The following is a 12884-nucleotide window of genomic DNA, read 5'->3' as shown; positions in this document are numbered from 1 at the left end:
GAGATCCCTGGCGGCCGAGCCTCCTCCTCAAACACCCCCGGGAGACGGCGACACGCGCGCCCCGGCTTCCGCGCGTGACGCTCACACGGCTCGACGGCCCGTCCAGTCGGCGGCCGCAGGACGCTACGAGGCGTCCAGTGAGCGAAGGGGTGCAGGTCAACTAGGGTGACCGGCCATGACCACGAACGCTCAGCCCACCACCGGCCCCGCCCCCTCCTTCGCCGTCCACGTCCCCGACGTGACCCTGGAGCCGGAGCCGCTCGACCCCGCCCAGATCGTCTCGGGCACCCCCGAAGTCACCGGCGCGGTGCTGTGGGAGTCCGCTGACGGCAAGCAGCTGCGGGGCATCTGGCAGATCACGCCGGGCGTGGTCACCGACACCGAGGCCGACGAGCTGTTCGTCGTCGTCAGCGGACGCGCCACCGTCGAGATCGAGGGCGGCGACACCCTGGAGCTCGGCCCCGGCACCGCCGCCGTGCTGCGCGAGGGCGACCGGACGACGTGGACGGTGCACGAGACGTTGCGCAAGGCCTACCAGATCAGCCTGAGCTGAGGCCTGAGCTGAACCGTCTCGTGAACAGGGCGAGCGCGCCGAGCGGCAGCAGCAGACAGGCCGCCGCCAGGTTCAGCCACGCGTAGCTCGCCGTCGCCACCACCAGACCGGCCGTCGCGCCGCCGATGCCCGCCGCCAGACTCGTCGTCAGGTCCGACAAGCCCTGCGCGGCGGCGCGCGCGGCCTGCGGCACCGAGTCGGTGAGCAGCGCGGAACCTGCGACCAGCCCCGCCGACCAGCCGAGCCCCAGCACGAACAGCCCGGCCGCGCTGCGCACATGGCTGCCGCCCGCCGTCCCCGCGAGCAGGGCGGCCAGAGCCAGCAACCCGACGGCGAGCCCGATCACGGTCAGCCGCCCGAACCGGTCCGCGAGCCGCCCCATCACCGGCGAGAACGCGTACATGCCGGCGATGTGACCGCTGATGACGAGCCCGATCAGCTCGATGCCGGCGCCGTGGTGCTCCAGGTCCACCGGCGTCATCGACATGACCGAGACCATCGCCGTGTGCGAGACCGCGACCGTCACGAGTGCGAGCCGGGCCATGGGCGACGCCGACACGGCCGCGAACCCCGCGCGCAGCGAGCGCGCCTCGGCCGACTGCTCCGCCGCCGGGGCCAGCGCCCTGGCGGTCAGCAGGGGGTCGGGTCTCAGCAGCAGGTGCACGAGGACCGCGGACACCAGGAAGACCCCGGCCGCCCACACGAACGGCCCCGCCTCCTCGGGGATGCCGAGCCCGGTCACGCTGCGGCCCGCGGGCGCCGCGATGTTCGGCCCGAGGACCGCGCCGATCGTTGTCGCCCACACCACCGTCGAGATGGCGCGCGCCCGCCGGTCCGGCTCGGCCAGATCGGCCGCCGCGTAGCGCGCCTGCAGATTGGCCGAGGACGCGGCGCCGAACCCGGCGAGGCCCACGAGCAGTAGCGGGAAGTTCCCCACCGCGGCGGCGGCCACCGTCAGCAGCGCCCCGGCCGTGCCGACCAGATAGGCGAGGACGAGACCGGCCCGCCGCCCGCGCGCGTTCATCAACGCGGCCAGCGGCATCGACAGCACCGCCGTCCCCACCACACTGGCGGTGGACGCGAGTCCGGACAGCGCCTCGTCGCCGCTCACCTTCTTGGCGAGCACCGCGGCCAGGGCGATCCCGGTGGCGGTGCCGAGCCCGCCGAGTATCTGCGAGGCGACCAGCACCCGCTGCGTACGCCTTTGAACGGCCTCGCCGACCCCGCCGGCCCGCCCCGCCGATGCCTCGGCCGGCTCGGCGCGCACCTCGTCCGCGCCCGGCGTCTCACCCGATCCCAGCGACCCCGCACCCAACGACCCCACCCCCTGCACACCCCGTACCGACCACCGCGTCCCGCCCCCGGGACCTTCTCAGAACAGCGGCTCGGGCAACACCCCTTCGAGCGCGAGCAGCCTGCGCTTCGTCTCCAGGCCGCCCCCGAACCCGCCGAGGCCCCCGTCGCTCTCCACGACCCGGTGGCACGGCACCACGACGGGCAGCGGATTCGACCCCATCGCCGCGCCCACCGCCTGCGCCGCCCCCGGCTGGCCGACCCGGCGCGCCAGATCCCCGTACCCGACGACCGCCCCGTACGGCACCCCGGTCGCGAGCTCGCGCAGCACCTCCCGGTTGAACCCCGCGCTGAGCGACCAGTCGAGCGGCAGCTCGAAGGCGTGCCGGCGCCCGGCGAAGTAGTCCGCAAGCTGCGCTCTCGCCTCGGCGAGCAGTGGTGCGTCGGGCGCCTCGACCGGCTCGGTCCCGAAGCGGGAGGCGAGCCGGCCGAGCACCTGTTCGCGCACGGTGTCCGTGGCGTGGAAGCCCACGGTCACGAGCCCCGCGTCCGTCGCCGCCAGCAGCAGCGGACCGATGTCGCTGCCCACGACGGTCCACACGACCCGTGCGCTCTCGTTCTGCCCGTCCTGCCCGGTGCGGCCGATGGAATCCATGCCGACCACGGTACGGCCGGGCACTGACAACGCCCGGCCGGAGCCGTTCACCCGGCGGTCGGAGCCGACCGGCGGCGGTCAGTACGACATGGCGTCCACGGCGTCGCGGACGACGTCCGGGTTGTTCGTGATGATCCCGTCGACCCCGAACCCGATGGCCTTCACCGCGTTCGCCGTGTCGTTCACCGTCCAGGTGAAGACCTCGAGCGGCTTGTCGTGCGGGCCCTTGAGCGCGTGCACCGCGTCGACGTAGCCGGCGGAGATCGTCGTGTGCGAGGGGTTGATCTGGTCCGCGAACTTCGCGTACGCGGGCAGGTCGGCCACGGCGGGCGTGCCGAGGAAGCCGGTCTTGATGTCGGGGCGGCGCTGGTGCACGGTCCGCACACTGTCCGCGCTGAAACTCTGGACGATGAGGCGGTGCTTGACCCGGCTGTGCCGCAGCCAGCCGTCCCGGCCGAGCTGACGCAGGATCTGGTCCTCGATGCCGGGATAGAGCTCGGGCGACTTGATCTCCAGGAGCAGCCGCTGGCGGTTGTGGTCGACGCGCTCCAGGTACTGATGGAGCGTCGGGATCCGCGCGCCGGTGAACTGGGCGCCCTTCCAGCTGCCCGCGTCCAGCTTGGCGATCTCGGCGGCCGTGAAGTCCCGTACGTTCCACGGGGCCCGGTCGGGGTACAGCTGCTCGACGTTCGTGGTGCGGGCCAGGGTGTTGTCGTGGATGACGACCAGTGCGCCGTCCTTGGTGCGCTGGACGTCGTTCTCGACCCAGGAGATCCCGAGTTCGTCCGCCTTGTCGACGGCCTCCAGGGTGTTCTCCGGGGCGTAGGCGGAGGCGCCGCGGTGCGCGATCACCACCTGTCTGTCGGATCCGTCGGCGGCCTGCGCGGTGCCGGGAAGGACCAGGACGGCGACGACGACGGATCCCGTCACCGAGGTGAGTGCGGCTGCTGCGCGTGCGTACACATCTGCTCCTCATGGGTCGTGACATCACGGACTCGCATGAGACTGACACCGCGGGGCCGACGCCAAACAGGCGAAGAATGGTCAGGGGTTGAACGGCGTTATCCAACTGCGACCCACCCCATGACGTACGCGCCAGGTCTTTGCCGGAAAATCGTTCGAACGTTCCTGTGAGGGTTCTACTCTCAGCCTCAACCACGGTCACCCCGGTGGCCGTTGGCAGAAGGGGAACGTGCAGGACATGTAGGGGCAAAAGGGTGGAAGGGCTGCGTCGTATGCAGGGCACGGTCGACGGCTTCAGTTATGGACTCGTCACTCCGGTGGTGGCGTATCTGATGGCCTGCCTGGGAGGCGCGCTCGGTCTGCGCTGCACCACGAGATCCCTCCATGTGGCGCACACCTGGCGGGCCGGCTGGCTCGGCCTCGGGGCCGCCGCCATCGGCTCCGGCATCTGGACGATGCACTTCATCGCGATGATGGGCTTCGCCGTGCGCGGGGTGCCGATCCACTACGACAAACCGACGACCTTCGCGAGCCTCGGCGTCGCCGTCGTCATGGTGGGCGTGGGCGTCTTCATCGTCGGCTACAAGGGTGCGACCGGCCCCGCCCTCTTCACCGGAGGGACGATCACCGGCCTGGGGGTCGCTTCGATGCACTACCTGGGCATGGCCGGAATGCGACTCCACGGGACGCTTCAGTACAACACGTACACCGTCGTGGCCTCCGTGGTGATCGCCATGGTGGCCTCCACCGCGGCCCTGTGGGCGGCCGTCCAGGTGCGCGGCATCCTGTGGAGCCTCGGCGCGAGCCTCGTCATGGGGCTCGCCGTGTCCGGCATGCACTACATGGGGATGGCGGGCGTCAGCGTCCGGCTGCACGGCGCCGCGACCGGAAGCCCCGCCGGGGACTCGGCCGCCGGCATCCTCGCCCCCATGCTGATCGGCCCCCTGTGCTTCCTCCTGCTGGCCGGGGTGGTCGTCCTGTTCGACCCGATGATGGTCATGGGCCGCCCCGACTGGCGCGACGCCCGGGACGCCGCCCGCCAGGTGGGCGCCCCCGCCGCCCGGATCCCGCGCCCCCGCCGCGCCCCCGACAAGCAGCCCTCCCGGACCCCGCAGCGCTGGTGACCGCGGCGCCGGGCGCCCGCCTCGGCGCCGGTTCGCACCCGGTTGTCAGTGGTGGGTCGTACGGTGGATCCCATGCGGCCCGTATCCAAGATCGAACGCACGGTGGCACCTTTCGAGGTCGTCAGCCCCTACCAGCCCAGCGGTGACCAGCCCGCGGCCATCGCCGAGCTGGACCAGCGCATCCGCGCAGGTGAGAAGGATGTGGTCCTCCTCGGCGCGACCGGCACCGGCAAGTCCGCCACCACGGCGTGGATGATCGAGAAGCTGCAGCGCCCCACCCTGGTGATGGCGCCGAACAAGACGCTGGCAGCCCAGCTGGCCAACGAGTTCCGCGAGCTCCTGCCGAACAACGCGGTCGAGTACTTCGTCTCGTACTACGACTACTACCAGCCCGAGGCCTACGTCCCGCAGTCGGACACCTACATCGAGAAGGACTCCTCGATCAACGAGGAGGTGGAGCGCCTGCGCCACTCCGCGACGAACTCGCTGCTGACCCGCCGCGACGTCGTCGTGGTCGCCTCCGTCTCCTGCATCTACGGCCTCGGCACCCCGCAGGAGTACGTGGACCGCATGGTCCAGCTGAAGGTCGGCGACGAGATCGACCGCGACGACCTGCTCCGCCGCTTCGTCGACATCCAGTACACGCGCAACGACGTGGCGTTCAGCCGCGGCACCTTCCGCGTCCGCGGCGACACCATCGAGATCTTCCCGGTCTACGAGGAGCTCGCCGTCCGCATCGAGATGTTCGGCGACGAGATCGAGTCCCTCTCCACCCTCCACCCCCTGACCGGCGAGGTCATCAGCGACGACGAGTCGCTCTACGTCTTCCCGGCCACGCACTACGTGGCGGGCCCCGAGCGCCTGGAGCGCGCGGCGAACGACATCGAGAAGGAGCTCGGGGAGCGCCTCACCGAGCTCGAGAAGCAGGGCAAGATGCTCGAGGCCCAGCGGCTGCGCATGCGCACCACGTACGACCTCGAGATGCTCCGCCAGATCGGCTCCTGCTCCGGCGTGGAGAACTATTCGATGCACTTCGACGGCCGCGAGCCCGGCTCCCCGCCGAACACGCTGCTGGACTACTTCCCGGACGACTTCCTGCTCGTCATCGACGAGTCGCACGTCACCGTCCCGCAGATCGGCGCCATGTACGAGGGCGACGCCTCCCGTAAGCGCACCCTCGTCGACCACGGCTTCCGGCTGCCGTCCGCCCTGGACAACCGCCCCCTGAAGTGGGAGGAGTTCCAGGAGCGCATCGGCCAGACCGTCTACCTGTCGGCCACCCCGGGCAAGTACGAGCTCGCGCGGGGCGACGGCTTCGTGGAGCAGATCATCCGCCCCACGGGCCTCATCGACCCCGAGGTCGTGGTCAAGCCCACCGAGGGCCAGATCGACGACCTGGTGCACGAGATCCGCAAGCGCACCGAGAAGGACGAGCGCGTCCTGGTCACCACGCTCACCAAGAAGATGGCCGAGGACCTCACCGAGTACTTCCTGGAGCTCGGCATCCAGGTGCGCTACCTGCACAGCGACGTCGACACCCTGCGCCGCGTCGAGCTGCTGCGCGAGCTGCGCGCCGGCGAGTACGACGTCCTGGTCGGCATCAACCTGCTGCGCGAGGGCCTCGACCTGCCCGAGGTCTCCCTGGTGGCGATTCTCGACGCCGACAAGGAGGGCTTCCTGCGCTCCGGCACCTCCCTCATCCAGACGATCGGCCGCGCGGCGCGCAATGTCTCGGGCCAGGTCCACATGTACGCCGACAAGATCACCCCGGCGATGGAGAAGGCCATCGACGAGACCAACCGCCGCCGGGAGAAGCAGGTCGCCTACAACGAGGCGCACGGCATCGACCCGCAGCCGCTCCGCAAGAAGATCAACGACATCGTCGCGTCCATCGCGCGCGAGGACGTCGACACCGAGGAGCTGCTCGGCAGCGGCTACCGCAAGGGCGGCAAGGACGGACAGGGCCTCAAGGCCCCGGTGCCCGCGCTCGGCAAGGAAGCGGCCAAGAAGAAGCGCGGCAGGTCCGAGCCGGCGAAGCCCACCGACCGCCCCGCCGCCGAACTCTCCGAGCAGATCGAGGAACTGACCGAGCGGATGCGGGCCGCCGCCGCGGACCTCCAGTTCGAGATCGCGGCACGCCTGCGCGACGAGGTGTCGGAGATGAAGAAGGAACTGCGGCAGATGAGGGAGGCGGGCATCGCCTGACCGGCGCCCGGGCGGGGCACCTGCTGTGTTGCAAGAACGACACAAACCCCGCCCGAGGTGGCGGCGCTGTCGGTGCCGCCCTCTAGGGTTTGGACCAACCGCGAGCGCAGGCCGCGGCAACAGGGGACGGTTCGAGAGGGGACAGCGCGTGGGCATCGACTTGACCAAGGGTCAGGCCATCAGCCTGGAGAAGCAGGACGGAGGCACCCTCACCGCGGTGCGCATGGGGCTCGGCTGGCAGGCGGCCCCGCGCCGGGGTCTGTTCGGCTCGCGCACCCGCGAGATCGACCTGGACGCCTCGGCGGTGCTCTTCGCCGACAAGCAGCCCGTCGACGTGGTCTTCTTCCGTCACCTCGTCAGCGACGACGGCTCGGTCCGTCACACCGGGGACAACCTGGTCGGCGGCGTCGGCCAGGGCGGGGACGACGAGGCGATCCTCGTCGACCTGCAGCGCGTCCCGGTCCACATCGACCAGATCGTCTTCACGGTCAACTCGTTCACGGGCCAGACCTTCCAGGAGGTGCAGAACGCGTTCTGCCGCCTGGTCGACGAGTCGAACGGCCAGGAGCTCGCGCGCTACACGCTGGACGGCGGCGGCCAGTACACGGCGCAGATCATGGCCAAGGTCCACCGTGCCGGAGCGGGCTGGAAGATGACGGCCCTGGGCAACGCGGCCAACGGCCGTACGTTCCAGGACCTGATGCCCGCGATCCTGCCCGCCCTGTAGCGGGCCCGAGATGGCGGCCGAACTGGTGAGGGGGCAGAACCACCCCCTCACCGAGACCCGTCTGGAGATCCGGGTGTCGGCCGGGCACCCGGTCGTCGCGGGCGCCACGCTCGCCGACGACCGCGGTGCCGTGCACGGCACCGCCCGCGTGGCCCACCCCGGCGCGCCCTCACTGCCGGGCCTGGAGGTCCCGCGGCAGGCGGCGGCCGACCACCGCATCGCCGTCGACCTCGACGCGATGCCGCAGGACGTGCACCGTGTCACCGTCCTCCTCGCCCTGCCGCCCGGCACCGGTGGCCCGACCCGCTTCGGCGCCGTCGCGGCCCCGTTCCTCGCCGTCACCGGCCTCGACGGCACCGAGCAGGCCAGCTACACGATCACCGACCTCGACACGGAATCGGCGGTCGTCGCCCTGGAGCTGTACCGCAGAGCGGGCGCCTGGAAGGTACGCGCCATCGGCCAGGGCTACGCCGACGGCCTCGCCGCACTCCTCGCCGACCAGGGCCTGACCGACGCGCCCGCCCTCGCCGGCGCCGTCCACGACGCGGTCGCCCGGGGACTGGCCCGCGCGGTCGCGCCGCCGCCCCGGTCGAGCGACGAGACACAGGTCCGCCAGACGGCGGCGGCCGGCGCCGCCACGGGCGTTCTGCCGCCCACCGCGCCGCCCCCGAGCGGCGCCGCGTCCACCGGCGGCCCGATCGACTACACCCACCGGGGCCGCCAGGCACCCTCGCCGCCACCGGCCGCCGCGCCGTCCGAGCCCGACCGCCCCGCGACCCCGATCGCGGGCGACGCCACCGGCTGGTCCATGGAGGAGCGGCTCTACAACCAGGTGTGGGGCATGTTCGAGGACATGGCCCGCAGCACCGCCGCCTACCGCAGCGCCGTCGACTTCGCCGACTCCCGCAGGGAGCAGGAGCTCGACCAGGTCCTCTCCGACCCGCGCAGCCGTATCGGCGGCCAGGCGGACGCGGCGCGCGAGGCCGCCCGGGCCAAGCATGCCTCCCTCGTCGACCGAGCGCGGGAGGCCCTGGACCGGGACCTGGCCCAGCTCGCCGCCGAGTCCGACGTCGTCGAGCCCGCCCTCCCGGCCCCGTACGCCCGCTGGGACAACCCGTGCTGGCACGCCTACCGCAGCCCCATGGAGATGCCCATGGCGGTCCGACTCGGCGAGCTGCGGCTGCCCGAGGGCGACGCCGCCGGGATCGGCATCCCGATGCTGGTGCGGCTGCCGCTGGAGCGCGGCCTGTGGATCGACTCCGGCGCCGCGGCCGGTGACGCGCTCACCGACGCCGACGAGCTGCGCTCCCGCGCGGCCCACACCGCGGTCCTGCACGCGGCCCGGCTCCTCGCCGCCTACCCCGCCGGCGAGTTCGGCGTCCACATCGTCGACCCCGCGGGCACGGCGGCGGGAGCCCTCGCCCCGCTCGTCGACGCCGGGGTGCTCGCCGGACCGGTGGCCAGGGGAGCGGCCGGTGTCTCCGAGACCCTCGCCCGGCTTACCGAGCGCGTCGACCTCGTGCAGATGGCGGTCCGGGCCGGCGCCGCCGACGCGCTCCCGCCCGACCTGGACCTCGCCGAGCAGCTCCTGATCGTGCACGACTTCCCGCACGGCTTCGACGACCGGGCCGTCACCCGGCTGCGCTATCTCGCGGACGAGGGCCCCCGGGTCGGCGTCCACCTGATGCTGGTCGCCGACCGCGAGGACGCCGCCGAGTACGGGCCGCTCCTGGACCCGCTGTGGCGCGCGCTGCTCCGCCTGACACCCGTGCCCGACGATCATCTGGCCGATCCCTGGGTCGGGCACGCGTGGACGTACGAGCCGCCCACCGTCCCGCAGGGCAGCGCGGTGCTGCGCCAGGTCCTCGCCGAGGTGGCCAGAGCCCGTACGGACCTCCGAAGGGAAAGAGGACTGTGAACCTCTGACCTGCACACTTGGAGATTCCTTTACTTAAACCTTTACCTTCCATGGTGCATTCGGGTACTCTCCTTTACGCGGAGGGGAGTACTCCCCATGCGCGACGTTCCCGTCAATACGGACCCGGCCCGATGCCGTGGATCCCGGGGCGTCGGCCCGCGGCGCGGCTCCCGCGCCCCGGGTGGAAGAGACCTCCGGCAGCGACGACGCTGATCAGTAGCCGTACGACGCCGGAGGCGCAGTGGACGTATCGATCACTCTCTGGGTACTGACCGTTCTCGGTCTGGGTGCCCTCATCGCGGTCGACTTCTTCATCGGGCGCAAGCCCCATGACGTGTCGATCAAGGAAGCGGGCATCTGGACGGTGGTCTGGATCGTGCTCGCCGCGCTCTTCGGCGTCGGCATCACGATCTGGGGCAGCGGACAGGCCGGCGGCGAGTTCTTCGCGGGCTTCATCACCGAGAAGTCGCTCAGTGTCGACAACCTCTTCGTGTTCATCCTGATCATGGCGAAGTTCTCGGTGCCGTCCCACCTGCAGCAGCGGGTGCTGCTCTTCGGTGTGCTCATCGCGCTCGTCCTGCGGGCGATCTTCATCGCGGCCGGCGCGGCGATCATCTCCAGCTTCTCGTGGGTCTTCTACCTCTTCGGTGCCTTCCTCATCTACACCGCCTGGAAGCTCATCAAGGAGGCCATGGCGGACGAGGAGGAAGAGGAGTTCGAGGAGAACCGGATCCTGAAGTCCATCGAGAAGAAGTTCGGCGTCGCGGACCGCTACCACGGCACCAAGCTCTTCATCCAGCAGCACGGCAAGAAGGTCATGACGCCGCTCCTGGTCGTCATGCTCGCCATCGGCATGACCGACGTGCTGTTCGCGATGGACTCGATCCCCGCGATCTTCGGCCTCACCCAGGACCCGTACATCGTCTTCACGGCCAACGCGTTCGCGCTGATGGGCCTGCGCCAGCTGTACTTCCTCATCGGCGGTCTGCTGCGCAAGCTGGTCCACCTCAGCTACGGCCTGTCGGTGATCCTCGGCTTCATCGGCATCAAGCTCGTGCTCCACGCGCTGCACGAGTCCGGGGTGCACGTGCCCGAGATCTCCATCCCGGTCTCGCTCGCCGTCATCTGCGGTGTCCTCGTCGTCACGACGATCACGAGCCTCATCGCCTCCAAGAAGCAGGCCCAGCGGGAAGCCGCCGAGGAGTCCGCGAAGGACAGCGTCGAGGCCTGACGGCGGCAGACGTAGAAAACACCAGCACCGGGAGGTGCGGCGTCCGGTTGCCGCACGCGCCTCCCGGTGCTTGTTTGGCTATGAGGGCTCCCCGCTCCGGGGAGCCACGGCACGACGGGGATGGACCCCATGAGCCAGAAATTCGTTCAAATCATCGACTTCGAGACGCAGCGGATCGACGAGGTGCGAGCGCTCCTCCTCGACTTCGAGCAGCAGATGATGGCGCAGTCGCCGCGCCCCGACAGCGCGCCCACACACCGCATGATGCTCGCGGACCGGGACACCGAGGGCCGCCACCTCGCGATCGTGGAGTTCGAGTCGTACGAGGACGCGATGCGCAACAACGAGCGGCCCGAGATCAACAAGCTCAGCGAGCGGCTCGTCGCCCTGTGCACGCGCCCGCCGGCCTTCACCAACTGCGACCTGACCGACTCCCGCGAGCTGAAGTGAGGCAGCCCGCCGCACCCGCGCCGGCCGCCGCCTGACCCACCCCGACAGCCCGCGCCGAAGTCGCGCCCCCGCCCGCCCCCGGGCACCATCGAGGCATGATCACCAGACTCCGGGCCCTCGCCACACAGTGGTACGTCGTCGCCCCGGTGGTGGCGGTCGTGCTGCTCGGGTTCACCTGGGGGCGCGATCTGCCCGGCGGCGTGGTCGCGATCGCCTCCGTCGTCCTCGCCGCGTCCGTCCTCTCGGCCGTCCACCACGCCGAGGTCGTCGCCCACCGCGTCGGCGAACCCTTCGGCTCCCTGGTCCTCGCCGTCGCCGTCACCGTCATCGAAGTGGCCCTCATCGTCACCCTGATGGCCGACGGCGGTGACAAGAGCGCCACCCTCGCCCGGGACACGGTGTTCGCCGCCGTCATGATCACCTGCAACGGCATCGTCGGCATCAGCCTGCTCTCCGCCGCCCTGCGCCACCGCGTGGCCGTCTTCCAGTCCGAGGGCACCGGCGGGGCACTCGCCACCGTCGCCACGCTCGCGACCCTCTGCCTGGTCCTGCCGACCTTCACCACCAGCAAGGTCGGCCCCGAGTTCTCCACCTCGCAGCTGGTCTTCGCGGCCGTCGCCGCGGTCGTCCTCTACGGACTCTTCGTCGCGACGCAGACCGTCCGGCACCGCGACTACTTCCTGCCGATCACCAAGCACGGCGAGGTCATCGACGCGGACGACCACGCCGACGTGCCGACCACCCGCACCGCCCTGATCAGCCTCGGGCTGCTCGGCCTCGCCCTCGTCGGCGTGGTGGGTCTCGCCAAGGGCGTCTCCAAGACGATCGAGCACGGCGTGGAAGCGGCCGGCATGCCGCACGCCGTCGTCGGCGTGATCATCGCGCTGCTCGTCCTGCTCCCGGAGACCATCGCGGCCCTCCGCGCGGCCCGCCGCGACCGCGTGCAGACCAGCCTCAACCTCGCGCTCGGCTCCGCCATGGCCAGCATCGGCCTGACCGTCCCCGCCGTCGCCATCGCCTCGTTCTGGCTGTCGGGCCCCCTCGTCCTCGGCCTCGGCGCCACGCACATGGTGCTGCTCGCGCTCACCCTGATCGTCAGCACGCTGACCGTCGTCCCCGGCCGTGCGACCCCCCTCCAGGGCGGCGTCCACCTGGTCATCCTCGCCGCCTACGTGGAACTCGCCGTCACGCCCTGATCCCGCGGACCGATACGCCCCGAAGGGCGGCGCGCCCGCGTGATAGACCCACAGGGAGCAAACGCCCGACGTACGGAGGTCCTCGTGCCGCACACCCTCGCCACCGCCCCGATCATGGTTATCAACGGCCCCAACCTGAACCTGCTCGGCAAGCGGCAGCCCGAGATCTACGGCCGGGACACGCTCGCCGACGTCGAGGCCCTGTGCGTCAAGGCGGCCGCCGCGCACGGCGCCACCGTCGACTTCCGGCAGTCCAACCACGAGGGCGAACTCGTCGACTGGATCCACGAGGCCCGCGAGAACCACGTCGGCATCGTCATCAACCCCGCCGCCTACTCGCACACCTCCGTCGCGATCCTCGACGCGCTCAACACCTGCGACGGACTGCCCGTGATCGAGGTCCACATCTCCAACATCCACCAGCGCGAGGAGTTCCGGCACCACTCCTACGTGTCGCTGCGCGCCGACGGCGTGATCGCGGGATGCGGCGTACAGGGCTACGCGTTCGGCGTGGAGCGGGTCGCCGCCCTCGCCGCTCCCGGCGCCGCGGGGGCCTGAGCGGGGGCTGC

General features: G+C 71.1%; 12 protein-coding genes. 9 read left to right on the top strand and 3 right to left on the bottom strand.

Translation table 11 applies throughout. The annotated features are described in order from the left end of the window. The first annotated feature begins 175 nt into the window (after positions 1-175). Positions 176-553, top strand: coding sequence for a cupin domain-containing protein (locus ACIBTU_RS15485; RefSeq protein ID WP_399126626.1), 378 nt, complete (start codon positions 176-178; stop codon positions 551-553). Here the strand turns inward: ACIBTU_RS15485 and ACIBTU_RS15480 are convergent. The 3 genes from ACIBTU_RS15480 to ACIBTU_RS15470 form a co-directional block, all read right to left on the bottom strand. Continuing rightward, a complete protein-coding gene (locus tag ACIBTU_RS15480) occupies positions 540-1742 on the bottom strand; it encodes an MFS transporter (RefSeq protein WP_399127007.1) in 1203 nt (400 codons plus the stop codon). The two genes, ACIBTU_RS15485 and ACIBTU_RS15480, sit on opposite strands and share 14 nt — an antisense overlap. 183 nt (positions 1743-1925) lie before the next feature. Further along, complete coding sequence (locus tag ACIBTU_RS15475) at positions 1926-2501, bottom strand: methylated-DNA--[protein]-cysteine S-methyltransferase (RefSeq protein ID WP_399126625.1); 576 nt, start codon at positions 2499-2501, stop codon at positions 1926-1928. Positions 2502-2579: 78 nt separating this feature from the next. Further along, positions 2580-3464, bottom strand: a complete 885-nt coding sequence (locus tag ACIBTU_RS15470; protein WP_399126624.1) for a glycerophosphodiester phosphodiesterase — start codon at positions 3462-3464, stop codon at positions 2580-2582. Between the two features lie 272 nt (positions 3465-3736). Between ACIBTU_RS15470 and ACIBTU_RS15465 the strand changes: the two genes are divergently transcribed. From ACIBTU_RS15465 to aroQ, 8 genes are all read left to right on the top strand, one after another. Beyond that, complete coding sequence (locus tag ACIBTU_RS15465; RefSeq protein ID WP_399126623.1) at positions 3737-4588, top strand: MHYT domain-containing protein; 852 nt, start codon at positions 3737-3739, stop codon at positions 4586-4588. Between the two features lie 72 nt (positions 4589-4660). Continuing rightward, positions 4661-6793 carry an excinuclease ABC subunit UvrB gene (gene uvrB / locus ACIBTU_RS15460; protein WP_399126622.1) on the top strand — a complete coding sequence of 711 codons (2133 nt, stop codon included), beginning with the start codon at positions 4661-4663 and terminating at the stop codon, positions 6791-6793. A 148-nt stretch (positions 6794-6941) separates the two neighbouring features. Continuing rightward, complete coding sequence (locus ACIBTU_RS15455; RefSeq protein WP_188339566.1) at positions 6942-7520, top strand: TerD family protein; 579 nt, start codon at positions 6942-6944, stop codon at positions 7518-7520. A gap of 10 nt (positions 7521-7530) precedes the next feature. Continuing rightward, positions 7531-9438, top strand: coding sequence for a TerD family protein (locus ACIBTU_RS15450; protein ID WP_399126621.1), 1908 nt, complete (start codon positions 7531-7533; stop codon positions 9436-9438). 241 nt (positions 9439-9679) lie between these two features. After that, positions 9680-10669: a TerC family protein gene (locus tag ACIBTU_RS15445; RefSeq protein WP_399126620.1), complete on the top strand. Its 990-nt coding sequence runs from the start codon at positions 9680-9682 to the stop codon at positions 10667-10669. A 129-nt stretch (positions 10670-10798) separates the two neighbouring features. Next, positions 10799-11119: a hypothetical protein gene (locus tag ACIBTU_RS15440; RefSeq protein WP_399126619.1), complete on the top strand. Its 321-nt coding sequence runs from the start codon at positions 10799-10801 to the stop codon at positions 11117-11119. 95 nt (positions 11120-11214) lie between these two features. After that, complete coding sequence (locus ACIBTU_RS15435; RefSeq protein WP_399126618.1) at positions 11215-12315, top strand: calcium:proton antiporter; 1101 nt, start codon at positions 11215-11217, stop codon at positions 12313-12315. Positions 12316-12399: 84 nt separating this feature from the next. Beyond that, positions 12400-12873, top strand: coding sequence for a type II 3-dehydroquinate dehydratase (aroQ, locus tag ACIBTU_RS15430; RefSeq protein WP_399126617.1), 474 nt, complete (start codon positions 12400-12402; stop codon positions 12871-12873). The last annotated feature ends 11 nt before the right edge of the window (positions 12874-12884 follow it).

Origin of the sequence: Streptomyces sp. NPDC050145 (assembly GCF_044460245.1) — a bacterium.
In the GTDB taxonomy this organism is placed as follows: domain Bacteria; phylum Actinomycetota; class Actinomycetes; order Streptomycetales; family Streptomycetaceae; genus Streptomyces.
Note: the sequence above shows the minus strand (reverse complement) of the source record. Positions and strands in the feature narration are given on the sequence as shown.